We start from the raw sequence: 23,018 nt of genomic DNA on the forward strand, positions 1-23,018 counted from the left end.
GCGCCGCCGTGGTGCCGGTGGCGGGGACGTCATTAGTCGAGCCCGAATTCCACCCACGATGACCCCTCGCGACGCGTCTGAGCCGCAACACGTTTCGGTGGCGGTCGTCGGCGGCGGGCCCACCGGGGTCACCGCCGCCACCCTGCTGTCCCAGTACGGCGTCGACACTCTGGTGCTGGACCGGTGGCCGCAGGTGTATCCGCAGCCACGTGCGGTTCATCTCGACGACGAGGTGTATCGCATCCTGGCCCGGGTCGGGATCGCCGACGAGTTTGCCGCCGTCTCGCGCCCCGCCGGCGGTCTGCGGCTCGTCGATCGCGACATGACGGTGCTGGCACAATTCGACCGCGCCACCGGTCTGACCCGCAACGGATTTCCGGCCGCCAGCATGTTCGACCAACCCGAGTTGGAAGAGCTGTTGCGCGCCAACCTCGCTCGGCAACCGCACGTTCGGTTTCGGGGTGACACGGAGGTGCTCGGAGTCAACTCCCCCACCGATGCTCAACCACTGCAGCTGCGCGTACGCGACCGCCGCACCGATCGGGAGTCAACGATCACAGCCGATTTCGTACTCGGTTGCGACGGCGCCAACAGCGTGGTGCGGCACGCCATCGGTGCACGGATGCGCAGTCTGAAATTCGATCAACGCTGGTTGGTGGTCGACATCGCAACCGAGGCCGACCTGCACCAGTGGGACGGTGTGCACCAACTCTGCGACAGCCACCGCGCCGGGACATACATGCGAATCGGACCGACCCGCTATCGATGGGAATTTCGGCTCCTCGACGAGGAGTCAGTGGACGACTACCCCACCCTATCGGCGCTGCGCCCACTCATCGCCCCGTGGACGCAGGACGTCGCCGACGACGATATGCGGCTCATTCGCGTTGCTGAGTACACGTTCCGCGCGCAGCTCGCCGACCACTGGCGTCGCGGTAACGTCTTCCTGCTCGGTGATGCCGCCCATCTCACACCGCCGTTCATCGGGCAGGGCATGGGGGCCGGACTGCGCGATGCGATGAATGTGGCCTGGAAGATCGCCGGCGTGCACCACGGCGATCTGTCGCGCAGCGCACTCGACAGTTACCAGACCGAGCGTCGTCCCCACGCCCGGCACATGATCGTGCTGGCGCTCAACGTCGGGCACGCCATGACCTCCGGCGGCCGTCTCGGCACCGCCGCGCGGACACTGATGGTGCCGCGCCTGCACCTCGTACCGGGGCTCCGCGCCAAGGTCACCGATTCACGAACTCCGTCTCTGCGGCCGTCACCTTTGATTCGACGCACCTTCCGCACGCGCCGCATCGTCGGAGCGCTGTGCCCGAATGCCGTGCTGGACGAAGGTGTTCGGGTGGACGACGAGCTGGGCCTCGGATTCGGCCTGATCACGGCCGCCCCGCTGACACCGGCTCAGCAGGCTATCGCCGCTGCTCGCGGGGCGCGTACGGTGCACGCCGCAGCGGGATCCGAACTGGCCCGCTGGCTCAAACGCCATCACGTCACCGCGGCGGTGGTCAGACCCGACCGCACGGTGCTGGCCGCCGGAAAGAACCTCACAGCGATGTGCCGGACCATTCCGTCATTTCGCGACCACCAGGTGATTGCTTCACCGGACAACAACGCTCGTCCCGACCGATAGGAACTCCGTGCTTCGTCGACCCCCGCACCTCCCGGTGTACCGACCCGACATCTACAGCCGCTCAGCCATTCTCGATCCGTACCCGCACTATCGAGCGATTCGCCGGCTGGGGCCGGTGGTCTGGTTGGCGCGCCACCGACTGGTCGCACTACCGCGCTTCGCGGAGTGCAAAGCCACGCTGCGCGACGACGGCACATACCTGTCGGGGCATGGAGTCGCGGCCAACTCGTTCACCAACCGACTGTCCTGTGGCACCACCCTCAACAGCGACGGCGTCGAGCATGAACGTCGCCGCAAACTCGTCGCCCACCGCTTGATGCCGCGAACGCTGCGCACCTTGAGCGACGAAGTCGACGCGCAGGCCGCCGCCATCGTCGAACGCGCCGTCCGCAGGCAGCGTGTCGACGCGGTGGCCGAGCTGGCCACCGCACTGCCCTTGGCCGTCGTACCCGATCTGGTGGGGTGGCCGCGAGATCAACGGGAGCACCTGCTCGACTGGGCGGCGGCCACGTTCGACATCCTGGGCCCCTTGAACCGGCAGGCACTGCGAGCCGTGCCCCGCAGCGTGCACATGCTGCGCTTCGCCAGACGCGTAGTCCGAGAACGCAGCGTGTTACCGGGAAGCCTGGCTGATGAACTGCTCACCGCCGTCGACGACGGAACGCTGCGCGAGCAGGACGTGCCGCCACTGCTCGTCGACTACATCGCCCCGTCGCTCGATACGACGATCAGCGCCATCTCCAGTGCCATCCATCTGTTCGCCACCCATCCAGAGCAGTGGGCTTTACTCAAGGACGACCCTTCGCTCATTCCCAATGCCATCAACGAAGTCGTGCGCTTCGCGTCACCGCTGCGGGCGTTCACACGCAAATCGGTACGGCCCAGCTCGGTGTCCGACGTCACGCTTCCGGCCGGTGCGCGGGTGCTGGTGCTGTACGCGTCCGCCAATCGCGACGAACTCGCCTGGGAAGCGCCCGACGTCTTTGACATCCGTAACGACGCCGGACGCCATGTCGGATTCGGCAGCGGCGCACACGCTTGCGCCGGCCAGGGGCTCGCCCGCATCGAAACGACCGCGATGCTCAAGGCGCTTCTCGACCGCGTCGACCGCATCGAGATCGCCGGTGAGCCGATCTGGGCCGTCAACAACATCATTCATCGTCACGAGCGGCTTCCCGTACGGCTCATCGCAGCTTGAGGCGGTCACGCTGGATCCGTGGATGGGTGTGCCCGCGGAGGTGACCGCGGTTCAACTGGTCTCGGATCGGGCACATTGACGGTGAACGACCCTCCGATCGGATGGGCCGGACAACGACAGTAAGGACCGATTGTGACGATGCCCAGCGACGCTGCGGATGCGGTCGAGAGTCAGGGAACGAACGAGGGTCCCCGCCAGGCCGAGGGTGTCGACACCGATCGTGAGGCGTATGTCGACGAAGACAACACGCCCCATCCCGGTGACGCCAATGAGGGTCGCTGACACCGAGACCCGGCGCGACCGCCGCGCACTCCTTTGCATAGGCTAAATAGCTAATCGCCGAAGGAGGCCCGTGTCGCACGTCGTGAGCACGTCCACCCGCCCACGTCTGTTGATCGTCGGCCTCGGCTTCGTGGCGCTGACCGTCGCGGTCCTCCAGACCGCCGTCGTCCCGGTGCTCGGGGTGATGGCCCGTCAGCTCGACGCCAGCCCCGTCGCGGTCAGCTGGGCGGTGACCGGCAACCTGCTCGCTGCCGCTGCGTCCACACCACTGCTCGGCCGGTTGGCCGATCTGTACAACAAGAAGCGTGTTCTGCTGGTGGTGCTGGCCGTGGTGTTGGCCGGATCCCTACTCGCGGCGACAACGTCGACTCTGTCGCTGCTGATCGCGGCCCGCGTCCTACAGGGTGTCTCGTTCGCGCTGTATCCCATCTGTGTGGCGATCCTGCGCGAGGAGATCCCGGAGGAGGCCGTGGGCGGTGCGCTGGCGGTGCTCTCCGGAACGCTCGGCTTCGGCGGCGGCGCGGGGCTGGTCGTCACCGGGCTGCTGATGAATGGCGACGCGGGCTATCACCGCGTCTTCTGGCTGACCGCGGTGTTCACCGCCGTGGTCATCGTGCTCGCCGCGGTGATCGTCCCGTCACGCGACGCCGAGGCGGAGGGCACCGTCGACTGGCTGGGTGCGGCTGGCCTGGCCGCGGGCCTGTCCGGCGTCTTGCTGGCGATCACCCAGGGCAACACCTGGGGGTGGACGGCCCCGGCGACGATTGCAGTCGCGGTGGCGGGTGTCGTCATCCTCGCCGCGTGGTGGTTCTGGGAACGTCGCCTCACCCATCCGCTGGTGTCGATCGAGATGCTCACCCGGCCGTCGGTCATGTTGACCAATCTCGCCACCATCTTCGTCGGCACCGGGCTGTATTTCGGATTCCTCGGGTTGACCCAGTTCGTCGAGATGGACCGCGCCGCCGCGGGCTACGGCTTCTCCGCATCGGTGCTCTACGCCAGCCTGGTCTTCCTGTTGCCCGGCGCGTTGGCGGGCTTCGTCACCGCCACCCTCAGTGGCCGCTTCATCGATCGCTTCGGTGCGCGGCCGGTTCTGCTGGCCGGCGCGCTGACCGGCGTCGTCGGTTTCGTCGCGCTCGCCGCCGCCCACGACCTGGTGTGGCAGGTCGTCGGAGCCGGAATCCTGGTCAATGCCTACATCAGCCTCGCCTACGGCGCCCTGCCGGCGCTGGTGGTCAGCGAGGTGGACAGCCGGGAGACCGGCGTCGCGACCGGCGTCAACGCCATCGCCCGAACGGTGGGCAGCGCGATCGCTGCTGCGGTGGTCGCCGTGCTACTGAGCCATCCGTCTGCGGTCACCGGCCTGCCACCGGAGCGATCGTTTCTGGTGATCTTCGTCGCGGGCGCGGTCACCGCCGCACTGGCGTTGGTGCTCATCGCGCTGACCCGCCCGCGCCGGGCGACGGCGACCACTGTCGACTCTCAGGCGATGAACCACGAGTGGGGTTGAGCGCTCAGCGCGCCCCGCGCACCAGCCGGCCCGGCCGAGCGCCGGTATCGAGGCCGTCGCGGCGTGTCACCACGCCGCTGACGATGGTGGCGACATAGCCCGATGCCCCCTGCACCAGCCGGTGTCCACCGGCAGGCAGGTCGTAGGCCATCCGCGGTGCGTGCAGCGTGAGCGCGTCCATGTCGATGACGTTAATGTCGGCTTTCTTCCCGACGGCGACGACGCCGCGGTCGGTGAGTCCGAACAACTGCGCGGTGTCGTGCGCCTGTTTGCGGATGACGTACTCCAGCGGCAGCGTGGCGCCACGGTGGCGATCCCGCGCCCAGTGCGTGAGCAGGAATGTCGGATACGACGCGTCACAGATCATGCTGCAGTGCGCACCTCCATCCGAGAGGCCCATGACCCCGGCCGGGTGGGTGATCATCTCCCGGATCGCGTCGTGATTGCCCTGGGAGTAGTTGAACATCGGATACATCAGCATGTTTCCGGCATCGGCTTCGAGCATCAGGTCGTACATGGTCGCCAGGGGATCCTGCCCCCGCTCGCGCGCGATCGCCGCGACGGTGTCCTGCTCGGTCGGCTCGTAGTTGGGCGGCTCACCGAGGTAGTACAGCCGTTCGGTCACGTTCTGCGCCAACGCGAACATCCCGTCGAACAATTTGGTCGGATCGATCGGGAGGTCGTCCTCGGCCAGAATGGCGGCGCGCACCGCCGGCTCGGCCAGCCGGGCCGCGAGTTCCTCCCGGGTGCACTGGGCCTTCAGCCGTCGATAGGTGGGCCGGTGCGTGAAGGCGTGATGGCCCGGAAATCCGAGCAGCATCCCGAACGGCCGCGCGGCGATCTGCGGATGCAGACGGCTACCGGCCTCGTGTGCCGCGGCCGAGATATCCAGTTGCTCCCGCCACAGATCGGGATCGGCGTCCACCTGGATGAGGGCGAAACTCAGTGCGCAGTCGATCGTGGCGCCGAGCCGCTGCATCCACTCCAGCTCTTTCTTCGGTGCGACGATGTCCTCCCCTGCCGCACCCTGCGGGGCCAGTTCGAAGACGGCGGCGCCGCCGGCGGCCATGGCGCGACCGAGGGCGAACAACTCGTCTTCGGCGGCATATGTCCCCGGGACGGGTTCGCCGTCCATCGCGCGGTGGGCGATCGTGCGCGACGACGAGAAGCCGAGCGCCCCGGCCTCGACGGCCTCTTGGACCAGCCGGCTCATCGCGGCGATGTCTTCCGGTGTGGCCGGCTCGTTCCGGGCGCCCCGCTCACCCATCGCGTAGGCGCGAACCGTCCCGTGTGCGATCTGACTCCCGAAATCCACGGCGAGCTTCCGCGACTCGATGACATCGAGGTACTCCGCGTAGCTTTCCCAGCCCCAGGTGATCCCCTCGGTCAGGGCGGTTCCGGGGATATCCTCGACGCCCTCCATCAGCGAGATCAACCACTCCTCGCTGCCGGGCCGGACCGGAGCGAACCCGACGCCGCAGTTGCCCGCCACCACGGTGGTCACGCCGTGATTGCTCGACGGTTCGAGCACGCCGTCCCAGCTGACCTGGCCGTCGTAGTGGGTGTGGATGTCGACGAATCCTGGAGCGACGATCTTGCCGGTGGCGTCGATCGTTTCGGCCGCCTCGCCCTCCAGCGCGATGTCACCAGGACCTCGGCGGCGCACCTCGACGATCCTGCCGTCGCTGATTCCCACGTCGGCGGTGAAGCGGTCGGCCCCCGTGCCGTCCACCACGGTTCCGCCGATGATCTTCAGGTCGAACACGCGTTTCTCCCAGGAATGTCGTGCCAGCCGTTATGGTGGCGAATGTAACACCGTTACAGAGTTTTGGGAGCCGGTTTCGAGGGGGCGGATCGTGACGCAGAAACGCGCCGCGCGTCGCGACGGCGCCGGTGGTTCCGGCGTCAGTGCCGAAACCATCTTGGTGGCCGCCGCCCGGATGATCGAAGCCGACGGGGTCGAGGCCCTGACCATGCGCCGTCTCGCCGAGCGGCTCGGTGTCGCGGTGACCGCCATCTACTGGCACATCGGCGGCCGGGACAAACTACTGGACAGTTTGGTCGAGCGCCTGCTCGGGCAATTGGCCAATCTGCCCGCCGACGGCGATTCTCCGGTGGAACGCATTGCCGCACTTGCACGTTCGCAACGGCGGGTCCTCATCGAACGCCAACAGCTGCTCGGGGTGGCGCATGAACGCGACCGCACCCCGCAGCTGTTCCTACCCGTGCAGCGGGCGCTGGCAGCGCAGCTGGCCGAACTCGAAGTCACCGGCAGGCATGCCGCACTCGTCCTGCGAGCCGTGCAGGTACACGTCATCTCCTCGGCCGTCATGCAATTCTCGGCGGTGCGCGGCGCCAAACACGATGAGGAGGACCCGTCGCTGTGGACCGACGCGTGGCCCGATCGGGCTCTCGTCGAAGCGCTGCAGGCACCCACCGACTACGACGCCGTTTTCGAATACGGACTCGAGGCGCTGCTGGCGCCGCTGAGCCGCTGAGCCGCTGAGAAAGGAACTCCCCCATGCGTTTCGGCAACTTCATGGCACCGTTTCATCCCACCGGTCAGAATCCGACGCTGGCCATGGAACGGGATCTCGACCTCATCGTGGCCATGGACCGCCTCGGCTTCGACGAGGCGTGGGTGGGCGAGCATCACTCCGCCGGGTTCGAGATCATCGCCTCGCCCGAGGTCTTCATCGGCGTTGCCGCCGAGCGCACCAAGCACATCAAACTCGGCACCGGCGTCAGCTCACTGCCCTACCACCATCCGCTGATGCTGGCCGACCGCATGGTGCTGCTCGACCACCTGACGCGGGGCCGGGTCATGTTGGGCTGCGGACCCGGTCAACTCACCTCCGATGCGCACATGCTCGGTATACCGGCCGACGAACAGCGCCCCCGCATGGAGCAGTGCCTGGAAGCCATCATGCGACTGCTGCGCGGCGAGACCGTCACCATGCACACCGACGGATTCACGCTGCAGGACGCCCGGCTGCAACTCGCGCCCTACAGCGACCCGTGTTTCGACGTCGCCGTCGCCGCGTCGTTCTCCCCCACCGGACCGCGCGGGGCGGGCCGGCACGGGATCGGCATGCTGTCGATCGCCGCGACCGCCCGCCAGGGAATGGACCTGCTCGCCCAGCACTGGTCCACCTGGGAGGAGGTCGCGCTCGACCACGGCCACGTCGCCGACCGGTCGAAGTGGCGGCTCGTCGGACCGATGCACCTCGCCGACACCCGAGAGCAGGCCGAGCGTGACGTCGAATACGGTATCGCCGCATTCTCCCGCTACTTCAGCCACATCCTGCCCGCGGGACCCGTGCAAGGCGACACCGCCGCGGAGATCATCGCCAACAACCGCGAATCCGGCTTCGCCGTGATCGGCACGCCCGAGGATGCGATCGCCAAGATCGAGGAACTCATCGAGGCCAGCGACGGCGGATTCGGTGCCTTCCTGCTTTTCGACCACGACTGGGCCCCACCCGCGGCCAAGCTGCGCAGCTACGAACTGTTCGCCGAATACGTCATGCCGCACTTCACCGGTCAGCTCGCGGCGCCGATCGCCTCTCGTGACTGGGTCACTGGCAGCGGCACCGAATTCGTCGACCGGGCCGCCCACGCCATCGGTAAAGCCATCGAGGACCATGCGGCAGAACGCGCGGCGGGCCGACCCCAGCAGTGAGAGGCGCTAGCAATACAGGTATTCGACGTCCCACTCGCCCCCGGTCCAGGTGGCGGTGAACTCTCCGCCCAGGGCTGGGTTCGCGTCGTGAATCATGCCGGTACCGCCGACCGCGTCGACGAAGCCCGGTGGATACCACGTGATCGACTCGAATTGCGGCGGGGAGTCCGGAGTGCAGCCGATCTGCTTGGCGATATAGCCGTCGACGATTGTCTTTTCTGCGCTGTCTTGGGTTGGCAGCGGGACGTTGGGCGACGGCTGCGCCAGCGCGACCGGCATCGCGGCGGCCAGCGCCCATGTTCCGACGGCCGTCACGATGACTGGCCCGATGACGTGGTGGCGGTGCGACATGGTCTCTCCTGTGGCCGGCTGCCCATCGGTCATACCACCTCACGTGTATACGTGCCGCTGAAAACCGGCTTCTGGTCCGATGAGCGAGACGACTCGGCATGACCGGCCACGCGTAGCCTGAACACATGCGCCGCGCCACATACCCCGTCATCGCCGCCACCGCGATCGCGGCGGCGCTCCTCGTCGTCAGTGCCCCCGTCGCCCCCGCCCAACTGGTGCCGGCTCCGGGGCCGACGATCACGGTGGTGCCCGAGCAGCCCCTCGGCCGCGTCACCGCGTTCGTCGACAATCCCGCGATCATCGACACGCGTCCTCAGCTGATCCAGGCGTGGAGCCGCCTGCCCGACGACCGCTCTGTTGCCGTCGAATTCACCACCGGTACACCGGAGTGCTACGGCGTGCACGCGGAGGTCCAGGAGACCGCCGACATCGTTGCGGTGAAGCTGCGCTCGGGCACGCTTCCGGAGGCTGCGCAGCGGGCGTGTATCGCGATCGGCGTGGTCGGCAGCCTCGACGTGCCGTTGCAGTCACCCCTGGGACAGCGCGCGGTCGTCAGCATCACCTGATCGGCGGCCACGCCCTCCGGTCCGGCCATGGCCAGATCGGATTCGCGGACGCCGACGGCCACCAGTTCGAAGTCCGAACACCGGATATCGTCGGCGGTCGGGATCTGGTTGTAGAACGGAGCGTCGCCGTGGATGGTCTGGAACTCGACGCCCGGAAACGCCGCCATGAGGCTCTGCCGGGACGTCAGCACCGAGCTGATCTTCATCCATTCACGTTGTGCGCGAGCAAGATCCACGGCGCTCAGTAGGTCCGGCCGGTCGGCGAGGTCGGGGAGCCCGGCCGGGATGAACTCGCTGTAGGACGTCCCGAAGCCGAGACCGTCGCCGCCGTGTTCATACAGGGCGGCATGTAGCCGCGCGGTCATCTCGAAGCGGAACGCCGGGTCGGAGTCCGCATTGGCGACCTCTTCGAGGTACTCCCAGAACGTGATCGAAAATCCGTCGCTGCGAACGGGTTCCGCCTTCAGCAGTGGACTCGGTGCGACGACGGGGAAGCCCCGCGCCGCGCGCCACGACCGGCGCGGGTGCGAGATGGACCACGACCGAGAACACGTCGTAGAGCACTCGAGCTTCACCCACTGCGAGTCCGCGGCCGCGACCGGCCTCGACGGCGGCCGCGACGGCGCGCTCGGTGCGTCGACGGATCTCCTGATCGCTGCGCACAGGCGGAAGTATGCCAAGTGACCGAGGTGACATAGATAGGGCACTAACTATTAGCTACGGTCTAGATGTGACCGCCCAGCTCGCTCCGGACGTCGATCCCCTCGCGCTCGAGCGCCAGGTGTGCTTCGCGCTTGCCGTGACCAACCGCGCCGTACTCGCCGTGTACCGGCCGCTGCTGGAACCACTCGGACTCACCCACCCGCAGTATCTGGTGATGCTGGCTCTCTGGGATCACCGCCGATCGTCCCTGCCGGGTGCGTCGGCGCTGTCGGTCAAACAGATAGCCACGGCACTCCAACTCGAACCCGCCACGCTCTCCCCCATGCTCAAGCGTCTGGAAGCGCTCGGTCTGGTCACCCGCACCCGCAGTACCGTCGACGAACGCTCGACCGATGTCGAACTCACCGCCGAGGGAGTGGCCCTGCGCAATCGCGCTCTGCAGATCCCGCCCGCGGTGGTCGCCCGCCTGGGAGTGGACCTCACCGAACTCGAGGAGCTGCACCGAGTGCTGACCCGCATCAACGCCGCCGCCCTGGCGGCCGGAACCCTCGACGCCTGACACACCGAACCGAACAGGAGCCCTGATGGCCGCGCAGCGACCCAACGCCTTGCAGTACGTCACCTATTCCTATGGACGACAGTTGCCGGCGTCGATGCGGGAGTGGGTGGCACGCGATCTCGCCGGCCCCGGAGCAGTCCGCCGCCACATGATCCGCATGGCCATCCCCCCGCTGCTGATCCTGGCGCCGTTCTGGCTGCTGCCGGCGTCGCTGTACGTACACCTCGAGATGACCGTGCCCATCTACGCCTGGGCGATCCTGATGGCGCTCGCGCTGAACAAGATCTGGCGCCGGCACCGCCTCGCCCAGCATGGCCTCGATCCCAATCTCGTCGATGCGATCAAGCGCAAGAAGGACGCCCACATCCACGAGGACTACGCCCGGCGCTACGGTCCGCGGCCGGAAGAAGCGCGCTGGCAGGCCAACAGCAGCCCCTTCTGAGGTGTCCGGGCGGCGGTGATTTGGTGAAGCCACGCGCCGAGACGTACATTGTCCCGCGGCCCAGATCACCGCTGCAGAAAGCACACCGACATGTCTGCCACGCTTCGGAGTTCACACGGATGCCGGTCGCGGATCGTTCCCCGTAGCGCCTCGCGACGCGCCCTTCCGCCGATGGCCGGACAGGCCTTCGAGATCGTCGTGGCACCGGACACCACCGGCTGGACCATCACCATTCCCGAACTGGACGCCGTGACCCGGCGGCACGACCGGGCCGAGGTCGAGATCGCCGCGCGTGAGCTCATCGCTCGCCACACCGGTATCCCGCTCGGCTACGTTGCCGTGTGGTCGCGCGACTGACGAAGCGTCCCCCCGTCCCGGTGCTAACCGGGGCGCACAACCGCGCGGCCTGACGAGGTAGCTTCACTTAGGTGAGCTTTACCTATGCTTCGGTGGTACGCAGCGTGGAACTGACGCGGCGGTTGCGCCGCATCACGCTGCACATCGACGATCCTGCCGGCTTGGGAATTCCGCCTGCCGCCGATGCAGCGGTCGGCGTCTACTTCGATGCGGCGCCGGACTTTGCCGGCCGCAATTACTCAGTGCGTCATCACGACGCCGACCACATCGACATCGACGTCGTCTTGCACGCATCTGGTCCGGGGACCACCTGGGCCCGCACCGTGAAACCGGGTGCCCGGGTGGGGCTCGATCACGCACGGTCGTGGCACCGTCCCGACCCGCAAAGTGAGTGGCACCTACTGATCAGCGACCTGTCCGGTCTGCCGGCACTGGCCCGGATCATGTCCGGCCACCCCGCGGGAACCCCCGCGACGGCCGTCGTGGAGGTGGCTGATCGTGCTGACCTCGACTACCTGCCCAGCCACCCCGACATCGAGGTCGTAGCGACCGTCGGCACCGGAAACGGTGCCACCCGCAGTCGGCTGACCGAACTGGTGCGCGACCTCCCGATGCCGGCGACACGGGGTTACTGCTGGTTCGCCGGTGAGGCGGCCGAATCGCGGGCCGTGCGCAAGCATGTGCGTCAGCTCGATTGGTCGATCGAGCAGTACGACATCACTGGATACTGGCGTGCCGACAGCCAGCTCTGGGACCGGCGTTTCGCGCTCGTCGAAGCGGACGTCGTCGCCGTCTACACGCGCGCCCTCGCCGCCGGTAAGGGCGACAAGATCGCTTTCGAGGAGTTCGACGAGGCACTCGAGCGAGTCGGCCTGTAATCGCCGTGACGACGAGCGCTCCGCCGGCTACGGCTCCGGCCCCGGCTGCGCACCAGCTGTCGCGTACCGCGCGGACCGCCGGCCTGGCGATCGCCGCCGCGGTTCTCGTCATCACCGGTCTCGCGAGCCTGGCCATCGGCACCGAGAACGTCTCGGTGCCAACCGTATGGCAGGCGCTCACCGACTACCGCGATGTCGGGGACCAGTGGATCGTGCACGACCTCCGCATTCCCCGGACCGTTCTGGCGCTGCTCGCCGGTCTTGCACTCGCCCTGTCCGGCACGCTCATTCAAGCCGTCGGCCGCAACCCGCTGGCCGATTCGGAGATCCTCGGCGTGAATTCGGGCGCGGCGCTGTTCGTCGTCGTCGCCATCGCATTCCTGGGCATGACCGGGGTGTGGACCTACATCTGGTTCGCCTTTGCCGGCGCGCTTTGCGCGATGGCCCTGGTCTCCCTGGTCGGCATGACCGGCCGCGGTGCGGTGACCCCGGTCCGGGTGCTGCTCGCCGGCGTGGCGGTCGGGGCGGTGTTGGACGGCGTCGGCTATGTGATCCGGCTGCACAAGCCCCGGGCATTCGACAACATGCGTTTCTGGGATGCGGGAGCGCTCGACGGCCGATCACTCGAGGTGTCCGCCGCCATCGCGCCGTTCATCGCCATCGGCGCCGTGCTGTGCGTGGTGGTGGCGCGGTCCCTGAACGTCGCAGCCCTGGGCGATGACCTCGCCACGAGCATGGGTGGCAACGTCGCCCGCACCCGCGCGCTGAGCCTGGTCGCCGTCACGCTGCTCGCCGGCGCCGCCACCGCGGGGGCCGGGCCCATCGGCTTCGTCGGACTGATGGTGCCGCACGCGGTCCGATGGATCACCGGCCCGGACTGGCGGTGGATCCTGGCATACGGAACGGTCCTCGGACCCGCCCTGCTGCTCGCCGCCGACATCGTCGGCCGGGTGGTGATCCGTCCGGCCGAACTGCCGGCGGGCATCGTCACCGCGTTCCTCGGCGCGCCGGTGCTGATCTGGTTGATCCGACGGCACGGAACCTCCCGATCGTGAATCGCGCCCGGGAACACGGCACCCCCGCCGTGCGCCGCCACTACGTGGTGCGCATCGGCGCCGTGTCGCTGCGGGCCTCGTGGCGGACGACGCTGGTGGTCGGCGGTCTGCTCACGGGCGCGGTCGTCGTCGCCGTGCTCGCGATCGGCATCGGCAGGTACACGGTGGCGCCCGCCGACGTCGTCGGGGTGCTAATGGGTGCCAACACCTCCTTCGACCGGGTCGTCGTGCTCGATTGGCGAATGCCGCGAATGTTGTTGGCGCTCATCATTGGTGCTGCCCTGGGCGTGTCGGGTGCGATATTTCAGGCGCTCACCCGCAACGCTCTGGGCAGCCCGGACATCATCGGGATCAACGCCGGGGCGTACACCGGGGCGCTGGTCGTCATCGCCGGAGCGGGCGGTGGCTACTACGCCGTCGCGGCGGGTGCCCTGATCGGCGGCCTCGTCACCGCAGCCGCGGTCTACGCGCTGTCCTACCGCAACGGCATCGCGGGATTCCGGCTCATCGTGGTCGGCATCGCGATCGGCGCGGTGCTGAACTCCGTCAACCAGTGGGTGATCATCAAGATCGATCTCCACACGGCCATGACCGCCTCGATCTGGCAGCAGGGCAGTCTCAACGGACTGGGCTGGGAGCAGGTGCTGCCGGTGACGGCCTGTCTGCTGCTGTTGGTGGTGCCACTGGTCGCCTTGGGGCACCGGTTGCAGATCCTGCAGTTGGGCGACGACGCCGCCGGGGCCCTCGGGCTACACCCCGACCGGGCCCGGCTGATCTACCTCGTGATCGCCGTCGGCATGGTGGCGCTGTCCTGCGCCGCCGCGGGGCCGATCACCTTCGTCGCGCTGGCTGCGCCGCAACTCGTGCGGCGGCTCACGGCGAGTCCGGGTGTCGCGCTGGTTCCCTCCGCCGCGATGGGCGCCGTACTGCTCCTTGCCAGCGACGTGCTCGCCCAACACCTGCTCGAGGGCACGGAGCTGCCCGTGGGGGCCGTCACCGTGTCGCTGGGCGGTGCCTACCTGGTGTACCTACTCGTCTCGCAAGCGCGAAACCGATAGGAGAACAGTGGATGTCGAGTCGTCTACAGGCTGACGGCCTGACCATCGGATACCAGGACGTGTCCGTGATCGACCAGCTGTCGGTCGACATCCGCGACGGTGCCCTCACCGCAATCGTCGGACCCAACGCCTGCGGTAAGTCGACTCTGCTGAGGGGTCTGGCCCGGCTCCTGAAACCGGCCGGCGGTCAGGTGATCCTCGACGGTCAGGACATCACCACGCTGCACACCAAGGAGGTGGCGCGCCGCCTCGGGCTCCTCCCCCAGACCTCGATCGCGCCCGAGGGCATCACGGTGGCCGACCTCGTCTCCCGCGGACGATTCCCCCACCAGAGCGCGTTCCGGCAGTGGTCACGTGGCGACGAAGCGGCGGTGGCGGAGGCCTTGAGGTACACCGGGGTGGCCGATCTGGCGGGCCGGCTGGTCGACGAACTCTCCGGTGGTCAGCGCCAACGGGTCTGGGTGGCCATGGTGCTCGCGCAGCAGACGTCCCTGATCCTGCTCGACGAGCCGACGACATATCTGGACATCGCCCATCGGGTGGAGCTCCTGGACCTGTTCTCCCTCCTGAACCGGGAACAGGACCGCACCGTGGTGGCCGTGCTGCACGATCTGAACCACGCCTGCCGCTACGCCGACCAGATCATCGCCATGAAGTCGGGAGCGGTTGTCGCGCAGGGAGCTCCGAGCGACGTCATCACCGAACAGCTGGTCGAATCGGTCTACGGTCTGAAGTGCCAGATCATCGACGACCCGCAGACCGGGACACCGCTGGTCGTGCCCCGCGCCTCCCCGCACCTGACCGCGCAGGGCCGGTGAGGTAACCGCTCAGGCGTTCGCCAGGTCCGCCACCGGGCGACCGTTCAGCGCGTTGGCGAGTTGCGGTACCAAGACCTCGAGTGCATATTCGAGCGAGGCCGGCCCGCTGTAGGTGAGGGCATCGCTGAGCTTCGAATCGAAGCCGGTGTAGAGCGTGCGCCCGTCGCGCACGACGTTCAGCCGCGCAAAGGCCGGTGACGCCAACAACTCCTGTGCGCTGCCGCCGTTGACGAACAGGATGTCCCGGTCGAGCAGTCCGAGTTTCTCCTCGCTGACATCGCCCACCACGTCCTGCGTGGCGAAGCCCAGCGCGGTGAACAGTGAACGCCGAGGGTCGTTCTCGCCCAAGAGATAGTGCCCGCCCTGCGATGGACCGAAATCGACGACGACGGTCTTGTCGTCGAACTCTGGATTGCCACGGCGCGCCGCGTCGATACGACCGTTGACCTCCTCGACGAGTTCCTGGGCCCGTGCCTCTTTCCCGAGTGCTTTACCGGTGGTCAGCAGTTGGACGTTCCACGGCGTCTCCTCATCCGGGTACTCCGAGGACTGGATCACCGTCGGCGCAATCTGAGAAAGACGGTCGTAAGTCTGCCGGTCGATGGTCTCGTAGATGGCGAAGATGAGATCCGGCTGCGCGGCGGCGATCGCCTCGAAGTCGATGTCGTCACTTCCCCACGTGCTCAGGCCCTTCCCGTCCGTGGCCGCCCGCACCCAGGGAAGCGTGTCGTAGTTCTCGGAGAACTCCCTGGTGCTCACCGGCACGACGCCCAACGGCAGAACGAAATCCTGGTCGGTCCAGCCCACCGTCACCACCCGCTTCGGATCCGCGGGAACGGTCGTCTCCCCGAACTTGTGCGTGATCGACACCGACCCCTCAGTGCGCGTCGGGCGTTCGCCGGAGCCGCACCCGATCAGCGCCGCGGCGACCATAAGGACACCGGTCAGCGCCCCGATGTTGCGCACACTCGGGCGGTTGAATCGTCTCGACATCGCGTGCCTCCGTTTCGCCACCTGGCGGAACCGGTCCGGACCGTGATACCGCCTCGTCGGGGAAAGAGCCCCTTCGGGAGACAAGTTAGCCTGACCTTGCACATCGGTGGGTTCCACGGTGGCGGGAAACCATGGGTCGCGACACTCGGCCGGTCGCGCTCGCGCCGTTGCCGAACCGAGGCCCAACCGTGACGTGACGCGCGGGCCGGGCGCACACGAGCTGACGGCGTCGACGCCTACCGTCGCGGCATGCGGGTTGCTCTGTCCGCCGTCGTCGCGGGCCTCTGTCTACACCTCGGTGTCCCCGTGGTCGCCTCCGCCGCCCCGACCACCACCGAACCTGTTGAGCGGCCGTTGAGTTCGAGCGAAGTCCTGTTCGGCGACCGGGCCGACATCGCCGGTGCGACGCCGCTGGGCTTCGACACGTGGAGCCGTCTCGACAACGGGGTGCGGGTGTACTTCGTGTCCGGAACGCCCAGTTGCTACGGCGTCCATGCGACGGCCACCGAGACCGCCGACACGGTGACCGTGCGACTCCAGGAGGGTGCGCTACCCGAGGCATCGGGCCGCCGCTGCACCGCCAACGCCGTGCTGGGCGCCACCGACATCACCCTCGACGCCCCGGTCGGCGACCGCGCCGTCCGCAGCGCTTCCTGATCGTCGCGATGGATCCCCTGTCGCTGGGAGCGCTGACCGGTGACGGTATCGGACCCGAAGTCGTCTCGGCCACAATGCAAGTCACCGAACGGGCACTGGCTGCCGTCTCCACGCCGGTCGAATGGCACCGACTACCCATGGGCTACGAGGCGATAACCCGCGACGGTACGCCGCTGCCGCAGCGGACGCTCGACGAGCTCGACCGTCTCGACGCGTGGCTGCTGGGGCCCCACGACAACGCCGGCTACCCGGCGGCGTTCCGCGAGGGTCTGTCCCCGGGCGGGACGATACGCAAGCGGTACGGCCTGTTCGCCAACATCCGGCCCGCGCACCGGCTCAGCGGAACCGTCCCCGCGGTGTGTCGCGACCTCGACGTGGTCGTCGTACGAGAGAACACGCAGGGGTTCTACGCCGACCGCAACATGTATGACGGCGCCGGCGAATTCATGCCCACCCCCGATGTCGCGATGGCAGTTGCGGTGTTCACCCGTGAGGCCTGCGAGCGCATCGCGCACGAGGCGTTCCGGTTGGCGCAGAGGCGACGCCGGTCGGTTACCGTCGCGCACAAGGCCAACGTGCTGTCCAAGACCACGGGCCTGTTCCGGGACAGCTGCCGATACGTGGCCGAGCAATATCCGGACGTCGAGGTGCGCCTCGAACACATCGACGCCCTGGCAGCGCTGCTCGTCGCACGGCCGACGGAGTTCGACGTCATCGTGGCCGAGAACATGTTCGGTGACATCCTCTCGGATCTCACCGGTCAGCTCGCCGGATCACTGGGCATGGCGCCGTCGGTGAACTCGTCGGCCGACAAGGCGATGGCGCAGGCCGCGCACGGATCCGCGCCCGGCATCGCCGGCCGCAACATCGCCAACCCGGTGGCGATGATGATGTCGGCCGCGATGCTGCTCGACTGGTTGGCCGAGCGTCACGGCCGGCGCTCGCTGGCCGAGGCCGCGGATCAGGTTCGCCACGCGGTCACCAGAACCCTCGACGACGGCGTGCACACCGCCGACCTCGGTGGGACGAGCACGACCACCGGTTTCACCGAGCACGTGCTGGCAGTCCTCGACGCCGGCTGAATTCGCGCGGACCCCGCCTCCGCCGGCGTCAGCGGTTCAGGAACCAGATGCGCGAGGAGAGCAGCGTGGCGAAACCGCACCAAAGCGGATAGAGCGCCAGCGGTGCGGCCTGTACTCCGGTGGCGTCGGCCGCGCGCCGGGTCAGGTCCGCGCTGCTGAGGGTGAGCGCTCCGGCGGCGACGGCGGCGACACCGAGCCGGCGCTGATTGAAGAACAGCCACGACCAACTGGCGTTGAGGGCGAGGTTGGCGGCGAGGGCGGCGGTGTAGGCCCGGGCCTTATCGTGCCGGCCGGTGTCCTCATACCGGTCGATGGCCGAGGCGGACACCACCGCAATGTCGGTGTACAGGATCGGCCACACGATCGGGAACACCTGTGCCGGCGGCTGGAAGGTCGGCTTCTTAAGCCGCTTGTACCAGAGGGACTGCGCCGGGCGGCTGGTGGCGAGACCGCCGAGGGCTCCGGTGACGAGGACGCCGCCGGCGGTTTTGGCGAGAGTTGAGGCACGCATCGAAGTCCTTTCCGTCGTTCATGATCGCTTACCCGCGCGCCGTCGTGGCGAACCGTCGCGTCATCGAGGGGTCACAACCGGGCCCTCGAATCGCACACGCGCACATCCGTGCCCACATACGATCCCGACCGGTGGGTGGACAAGAATCCGCCAAGGATCCGACAAGGTTGCTGTTCGACGCTCGCTTCGCGCCGCGCCGGCGGCACCTGACAGGAGGTTCGCATGAACGAAGATCGCAGCGCCGTCTATCGGCGCGCGACATTGGCTGTGTCGTCGATCGCCGTCACCACGGCGCTGTGCCTCGGGGCTGCGCCGGCGGCCTTGGCCGACCCGTATGACGACGGCGACTCATCGGAAGTCGTCGACGACTCGGGCTCGTACGAGCAGCCCGCCGCTCCTGCCGAAGAGCCCGCCGCCCCTGCCGAAGAGCCCGCCGAGGAACCCGCACCCGCCGAGGAACCCGCGGCGCCGGCCGAGAACCCGGGCGCAGATGAACCCGGTCCGCCGGTGGATCCCCCCGCCGACGAGGCCCCCGCGAACGACCCCGGTGTGCCCGGCGCCGACGACTCCCCCGGCGCCGGTTCCCCGGCCGACGCCGATGACCCCGGAGGACCTGCCGTGCCGGGTGACACCGACGACCCGGGATCGAGTGCGCCCGACCCTGCCGTCGCGGCCGACACCCCCGAACCCGACGTCGCCGAGATGCCCCAGCAGGTCGTCGACGAGGCGCAGCGCGCCGACGCGCTGGACATCGTGGACCCTCCCGCCGCGGCGGAGACCGAGGTCACCGAGCTCACCGAATCGCTCGAATCGGTCGTCAGCGAAACCTCCACCTGGTCCTCGTCTTCGACGTGGAGCAGCCAGGTCACGCAGTGGAATTCGTCGTGGGTCGGATACGACACCTGGTACCGCCCGGTGTTCACCAATCCGTACAGCACGCCGCTGCAGCTCATCTATTTCTATGACAACGCCACCCGCGTCTTCGAGGTCCCGCCCCTGCAGCGGGCGGTGCTCACCGCACCCGCGCCCGGGGTGTACTCCTTCACAGCGGTCAACCGGGATGCCTCGGGGAAGCCGACGACGGTCTCGACCGGCAGCTTCTCCGGCGGCGGGTATCGGCCGGCCCCCGGGCAGCCCCCACCGGCCAAACCCGCGGCGCCGACCACGTTCCGCAATGTGCTCGTGCAATTGAAATACAAGGACGGAATGTCCAAGCCGTTCCGGGTCAAGACGCTGTCCGACCTCGGGGACGACCCGTCGGTGGGCGGCCACCGCGTGCTGCTCGACGACGAGACCCCCGCGTGGGGCACCTGGGCCAAGACCGGCGGTGGCGAGCGGCTGTTCGAGGTGACCAGCACCCAGCAGCTGCCGGGCATCACCAAACCGGCGCAGGGACCGCTACCCGGCTATCAGGTCCAGCTGGCCGCCGAGCAGGCGGCGCCGGCCGCGACGGAGAAGAAGTGGGTCAGACCGCTTGTGATCGTCGCGGCCGGCGCCGGTGCGCTCGCCGTCGGCGCGGTCGGATTCTTCGTACTGTCGGGCCGGCGGCGGCGCTCGCCGTAGCCGACGGTCAGCGCAACGCCGCCAGATTGTTGACCGACTTGCGCACGTCGGATTCGATGACCTTGGCCACCAATGTGCCGACACGGGTGTTGAGCAGCCCACCGGAGAGATCTGCGACCACGCGGAACTTCGTTCCCTCCGGTTTGCGCTCCTCGACATGCAGCGAGAGCGCGATGCAGACGGAAGGGAACCCGGTGCCGACGAGTTCGATGTCCTTGGGTTCGTCGTACCGGGTCACCCGCCAGTGGATCGTGTTGCGGAATGCCTTGACCTTGATCGACGAGGACACGCACGTGCCGACCTCGATCTCCGCAGGCACCTCGCTGCGCCATCCGCCGAAGATCGTCAGCCACTCGTCGAAGCGGCGCAGATTGGAGGCGAGCTCCCATGCCCGCTCCGGGGTGAGATCGGAAGAGACCGTGACGTCGACGGAAGCCATGGATCCTCACTACCCTTCGCAGCGGTCGAGGTAAACGACCTGCGGTGATCGCCCGAGCGGTCCTGCTCACACCGCCCGCGCACCCGGCCGCCGGGCACAGCGGGCGCCCGCGACGGCGCATTACGCGGATTCTTCTGCCCAGACCCGGTCTGAACGAAGGATTCCATTGTCGGATTGTTAAATCGTTGCGGAATCGCTTGCGAAGGACCCCCCAATGGGCGATTGTTAACGCACAGTCCGCTGGCAGTTCTTCGAGGAGGTCGCCTTCTGACCGGCACACATACCACCGCGGTCGATCACGGCGTCGGAGCGTCCTCTAAAGCCAAGGGCGGCCCGGTCATCGAGATCGACCACGTGACCAAACGCTTCGCCGACTATGTGGCCGTCGCCGACGCCGATTTCTCCATCGCCTCCGGTGAGTTCTTCTCCATGCTCGGTCCGTCCGGCTGTGGGAAGACCACCACCCTGCGGATGATCGCCGGCTTCGAGACGCCCACCTCCGGCGCCATTCGGCTCGAGGGCGCCGACGTGTCGAAGGTGCCCCCGCACAAGCGCAACGTCAATACGGTGTTTCAGCACTATGCGCTGTTCCCCCACATGTCGGTGTGGGACAACGTGGCCTATGGGCCCCGGTCGATGAAGAAGGACAAGGCCGAGGTCAAGCGCCGCGTCGACGAGATCCTGGAGATCGTGCGCCTCGGTGATTTCGCCAAGCGCAAGCCCAGTCAGTTGTCCGGCGGCCAGCAGCAGCGGGTCGCCCTGGCTCGGGCCCTGGTCAACTACCCCAGCGCCCTGCTGCTCGACGAACCCCTGGGTGCCCTCGACCTGAAGCTTCGTCACGCGATGCAATTCGAACTCAAGCGCATCCAGCGCGATGTCGGCATCACGTTCATCTACGTGACCCACGACCAGGAGGAGGCGTTGACGATGAGTGACCGCATCGCGGTCATGAACGCCGGCAACGTCGAGCAGATCGGCTCCCCCACCGAGATCTACGACGCCCCGGCGACCGTGTTCGTCGCGAACTTCATCGGCCAGGCCAATCTGTGGTCAGGGCGCCAGACCGGCCGCAGCGGCGGCCTCGTGGAGGTGGCCGCCCTGGGCACCACGCTGCGTGCGCGCCCCGGCGAGACCACGATCGAATCGGGAGGCCACGCCACGGTGATGGTCCGTCCCGAGCGCGTCCGCGTCTCGGTCGAACCGCTCGGCGGTGACACGGTCGCGGTCGCCGGAACGGTGCAAGACCTGACGTTCCAGGGTCCGGTGGTACGGGTCTCCGTCGCCGCGCCGGACGGCTCGGTGATCGTCGCGCACGTCGGTCCCGAGCAGAAGCTGCCGGCCGTGCGGCCCGGAGACCAGGTCTACGCCGGATGGGATCCGGACGCGGCACTGGTGCTACCCGCGGCGGACATCCCCACCACCGAGGACCTCGAGGACATGCTCGACGACTAGCCCCTGCGCGTTCGTACCGCCCCTGCCCCTTTGCCGAACTCGACGACGAAAGGCACTGCCGCCATGGCCGCTGGAAACCCCGACAATTTCGACCCTCGCCTCGTATCCCGGCTGACCGCCACCCGCACCAACCGCAGGCGCTTCATCGGCGGCGGTGCCGCTGCCGCAGCGGCCGCGATCCTCGGCCCCTCATTCCTCGCCGCATGCGGTTCGGACAGCTCGTCGTCCGGATCGGGCGACAGCGACACCACCGGTACCTCGAGCAACACGCTGCGCGTGTCGAACTGGCCGCTGTACATGGCCGACGGGTTCGTCGCGGCCTTCCAGACCGCGTCGGGCCTGACGGTCGACTACAAAGAGGATTACAACGACAACGAGCAGTGGTTCGCCAAGGTCAAGGAACCGCTGTCGCGCAGGCAGGACATCGGCGCCGATCTCGTGGTGCCCACCGAATTCATGGCCGCCAGAGTCAAGGGTCTGAACTGGCTCAACGAGATCAGCGACGCCGGCGTGCCCAACCGCAAGAATCTGCGGCAGGATCTGCTGGACTCGAAGATCGATCCGGGCCGCAAGTACACCGCGCCTTACATGACCGGCATGGTGGGGCTGGCCTACAACCGCGCCGCGACCGGGCGCGACATCCGGACCATCGACGACCTGTGGGATCCCGCGTTCAAGGGCCGGGTCAGCCTGTTCTCCGACCTGCAGGACGGCCTGGGGATGATCATGTCCTCACAGGGCAATTCGGTCGAGGATCCCACCACCGAGGCAGTGGCCAAGGCTGTCGACCTGGTGCGCGAACAGAAGGACAGAGGACAGATCCGCCGCTTCACCGGCAACGACTACGCCGACGACCTGGCTGCGGGCAACATCGCCATCGCCCAGGCGTACTCCGGCGACATCGTGCAACTGCAGGCCGACAATCCCGATCTGCAGTTCGTCGTCCCCGAGTCCGGTGGTGTGTGGTTCATCGACACCATGGTCGTGCCCTACACCACGCAGAACCAGAAGGGCGCCGAGCAGTGGATCAACTACGTCTACGACCGCGCGAACTACGCGAAGCTGGTGTCGTTCGTCCAGTACGTGCCGGTGCTCTCCGACATGACCGATGAGTTGAACAAGATCGATCCCGGCGTCGCCAACAACCCGTTGATCAACCCGCCGGAGAGCATGAACTCCAACCTGAAGTCGTGGGCGGCCCTCACCGACGAGCAGACCCAGGAGTTCAGCAGCATGTACGCCGCGGTCACCGGCGGCTGACAC

Annotated in this window: 24 protein-coding genes; 19 read left to right on the forward strand and 5 right to left on the reverse strand. The window is 67.8% G+C overall.

Annotated elements, in window-relative coordinates:
* The first annotated feature begins 58 nt into the window (after positions 1-58).
* From ACN27E_RS05155 to ACN27E_RS05170, 4 genes are all read left to right on the forward strand, one after another.
* A complete protein-coding gene (locus ACN27E_RS05155) occupies positions 59-1,639 on the forward strand; it encodes a bifunctional 3-(3-hydroxy-phenyl)propionate/3-hydroxycinnamic acid hydroxylase (RefSeq protein ID WP_422749624.1) in 1,581 nt (526 codons plus the stop codon).
* Between the two features lie 7 nt (positions 1,640-1,646).
* Positions 1,647-2,837, forward strand: a complete 1,191-nt coding sequence (locus ACN27E_RS05160) for a cytochrome P450 (protein WP_422747108.1) — start codon at positions 1,647-1,649, stop codon at positions 2,835-2,837.
* Between the two features lie 138 nt (positions 2,838-2,975).
* Positions 2,976-3,119 (forward strand): hypothetical protein, encoded by a 144-nt coding sequence (locus ACN27E_RS05165; protein WP_422747109.1) that lies wholly within the window; start codon positions 2,976-2,978, stop codon positions 3,117-3,119.
* Between the two features lie 70 nt (positions 3,120-3,189).
* Positions 3,190-4,629: an MFS transporter gene (locus ACN27E_RS05170; protein ID WP_422747110.1), complete on the forward strand. Its 1,440-nt coding sequence runs from the start codon at positions 3,190-3,192 to the stop codon at positions 4,627-4,629.
* Between the two features lie 4 nt (positions 4,630-4,633).
* Here ACN27E_RS05170 and ACN27E_RS05175 read toward each other — a convergent pair whose 3' ends face one another.
* Complete coding sequence (locus ACN27E_RS05175; RefSeq protein ID WP_422747112.1) at positions 4,634-6,394, reverse strand: N-acyl-D-amino-acid deacylase family protein; 1,761 nt, start codon at positions 6,392-6,394, stop codon at positions 4,634-4,636.
* Positions 6,395-6,485: 91 nt separating this feature from the next.
* Between ACN27E_RS05175 and ACN27E_RS05180 the strand changes: the two genes are divergently transcribed.
* Complete coding sequence (locus ACN27E_RS05180) at positions 6,486-7,127, forward strand: TetR/AcrR family transcriptional regulator (RefSeq protein WP_422747115.1); 642 nt, start codon at positions 6,486-6,488, stop codon at positions 7,125-7,127.
* A 23-nt stretch (positions 7,128-7,150) separates the two neighbouring features.
* Positions 7,151-8,311 (forward strand): LLM class flavin-dependent oxidoreductase, encoded by a 1,161-nt coding sequence (locus ACN27E_RS05185; protein WP_422747117.1) that lies wholly within the window; start codon positions 7,151-7,153, stop codon positions 8,309-8,311.
* Positions 8,312-8,317: 6 nt separating this feature from the next.
* Here the strand turns inward: ACN27E_RS05185 and ACN27E_RS05190 are convergent, their stop codons facing one another.
* Complete coding sequence (locus ACN27E_RS05190; RefSeq protein ID WP_422747119.1) at positions 8,318-8,695, reverse strand: hypothetical protein; 378 nt, start codon at positions 8,693-8,695, stop codon at positions 8,318-8,320.
* A 92-nt stretch (positions 8,696-8,787) separates the two neighbouring features.
* Between ACN27E_RS05190 and ACN27E_RS05195 the strand changes: the two genes are divergently transcribed.
* From ACN27E_RS05195 to ACN27E_RS05230, 8 genes are all read left to right on the forward strand, one after another.
* Positions 8,788-9,228: a hypothetical protein gene (locus ACN27E_RS05195; RefSeq protein ID WP_422747120.1), complete on the forward strand. Its 441-nt coding sequence runs from the start codon at positions 8,788-8,790 to the stop codon at positions 9,226-9,228.
* Positions 9,229-9,958: 730 nt separating this feature from the next.
* Positions 9,959-10,450 carry a MarR family winged helix-turn-helix transcriptional regulator gene (locus tag ACN27E_RS05200; RefSeq protein WP_422747122.1) on the forward strand — a complete coding sequence of 164 codons (492 nt, stop codon included), beginning with the start codon at positions 9,959-9,961 and terminating at the stop codon, positions 10,448-10,450.
* A 25-nt stretch (positions 10,451-10,475) separates the two neighbouring features.
* Positions 10,476-10,892 (forward strand): DUF5313 domain-containing protein, encoded by a 417-nt coding sequence (locus ACN27E_RS05205; protein ID WP_422747124.1) that lies wholly within the window; start codon positions 10,476-10,478, stop codon positions 10,890-10,892.
* Positions 10,893-11,063: 171 nt separating this feature from the next.
* Positions 11,064-11,249, forward strand: coding sequence for a long chain fatty acid-CoA synthetase Faa4p (locus tag ACN27E_RS05210; RefSeq protein ID WP_422747125.1), 186 nt, complete (start codon positions 11,064-11,066; stop codon positions 11,247-11,249).
* Positions 11,250-11,320: 71 nt separating this feature from the next.
* Positions 11,321-12,127: a siderophore-interacting protein gene (locus ACN27E_RS05215; protein ID WP_422747128.1), complete on the forward strand. Its 807-nt coding sequence runs from the start codon at positions 11,321-11,323 to the stop codon at positions 12,125-12,127.
* A 5-nt stretch (positions 12,128-12,132) separates the two neighbouring features.
* Positions 12,133-13,182, forward strand: a complete 1,050-nt coding sequence (locus ACN27E_RS05220; RefSeq protein ID WP_422747130.1) for a FecCD family ABC transporter permease — start codon at positions 12,133-12,135, stop codon at positions 13,180-13,182.
* A complete protein-coding gene (locus ACN27E_RS05225) occupies positions 13,179-14,240 on the forward strand; it encodes a FecCD family ABC transporter permease (protein WP_422747132.1) in 1,062 nt (353 codons plus the stop codon). Before ACN27E_RS05220 ends, ACN27E_RS05225 begins: the two co-directional genes overlap by 4 nt.
* 11 nt (positions 14,241-14,251) lie before the next feature.
* On the forward strand, positions 14,252-15,058 hold the full coding sequence (locus tag ACN27E_RS05230; protein ID WP_422747134.1) for an ABC transporter ATP-binding protein: 807 nt from the start codon (positions 14,252-14,254) through the stop codon (positions 15,056-15,058).
* Between the two features lie 9 nt (positions 15,059-15,067).
* Here the strand turns inward: ACN27E_RS05230 and ACN27E_RS05235 are convergent, their stop codons facing one another.
* Entirely contained in the window at positions 15,068-15,991 is a 924-nt protein-coding gene (locus tag ACN27E_RS05235) for an ABC transporter substrate-binding protein (protein ID WP_422749626.1), read from the reverse strand.
* Positions 15,992-16,300: 309 nt separating this feature from the next.
* On the opposite strand from ACN27E_RS05235, the gene ACN27E_RS05240 reads away from it, so the two are divergent.
* Together ACN27E_RS05240 and ACN27E_RS05245 are read left to right on the forward strand one after the other, a co-directional pair.
* Positions 16,301-16,708: a hypothetical protein gene (locus tag ACN27E_RS05240; protein WP_422747136.1), complete on the forward strand. Its 408-nt coding sequence runs from the start codon at positions 16,301-16,303 to the stop codon at positions 16,706-16,708.
* Positions 16,709-16,716: 8 nt separating this feature from the next.
* Entirely contained in the window at positions 16,717-17,790 is a 1,074-nt protein-coding gene (locus ACN27E_RS05245; RefSeq protein WP_422747138.1) for an isocitrate/isopropylmalate dehydrogenase family protein, read from the forward strand.
* Positions 17,791-17,818: 28 nt separating this feature from the next.
* On the opposite strand, the gene ACN27E_RS05250 is transcribed toward ACN27E_RS05245, so the two are convergent.
* On the reverse strand, positions 17,819-18,301 hold the full coding sequence (locus ACN27E_RS05250; protein ID WP_422747140.1) for a TspO/MBR family protein: 483 nt from the start codon (positions 18,299-18,301) through the stop codon (positions 17,819-17,821).
* 222 nt (positions 18,302-18,523) lie between these two features.
* Here ACN27E_RS05250 and ACN27E_RS05255 point away from each other — a divergent pair, with 222 nt between their 5' ends.
* The gene (locus ACN27E_RS05255; RefSeq protein WP_422747141.1) at positions 18,524-19,864 is read left to right on the forward strand and encodes a hypothetical protein; all 1,341 of its coding nucleotides are present in this window, start codon (positions 18,524-18,526) and stop codon (positions 19,862-19,864) included.
* Positions 19,865-19,871: 7 nt separating this feature from the next.
* Here ACN27E_RS05255 and ACN27E_RS05260 read toward each other — a convergent pair whose 3' ends face one another.
* On the reverse strand, positions 19,872-20,303 hold the full coding sequence (locus ACN27E_RS05260) for a type II toxin-antitoxin system Rv0910 family toxin (RefSeq protein ID WP_422747143.1): 432 nt from the start codon (positions 20,301-20,303) through the stop codon (positions 19,872-19,874).
* A 354-nt stretch (positions 20,304-20,657) separates the two neighbouring features.
* On the opposite strand from ACN27E_RS05260, the gene ACN27E_RS05265 reads away from it, so the two are divergent.
* Together ACN27E_RS05265 and ACN27E_RS05270 are read left to right on the forward strand one after the other, a co-directional pair.
* Positions 20,658-21,755, forward strand: a complete 1,098-nt coding sequence (locus tag ACN27E_RS05265; protein ID WP_422747145.1) for an ABC transporter ATP-binding protein — start codon at positions 20,658-20,660, stop codon at positions 21,753-21,755.
* A 63-nt stretch (positions 21,756-21,818) separates the two neighbouring features.
* Complete coding sequence (locus tag ACN27E_RS05270; RefSeq protein ID WP_422747147.1) at positions 21,819-23,015, forward strand: polyamine ABC transporter substrate-binding protein; 1,197 nt, start codon at positions 21,819-21,821, stop codon at positions 23,013-23,015.
* Positions 23,016-23,018 lie beyond the last annotated feature (3 nt).

The organism is Mycobacterium sp. WMMD1722 (assembly GCF_049315205.1).
Taxonomy (GTDB): Bacteria; Actinomycetota; Actinomycetes; order Mycobacteriales; family Mycobacteriaceae; genus Mycobacterium.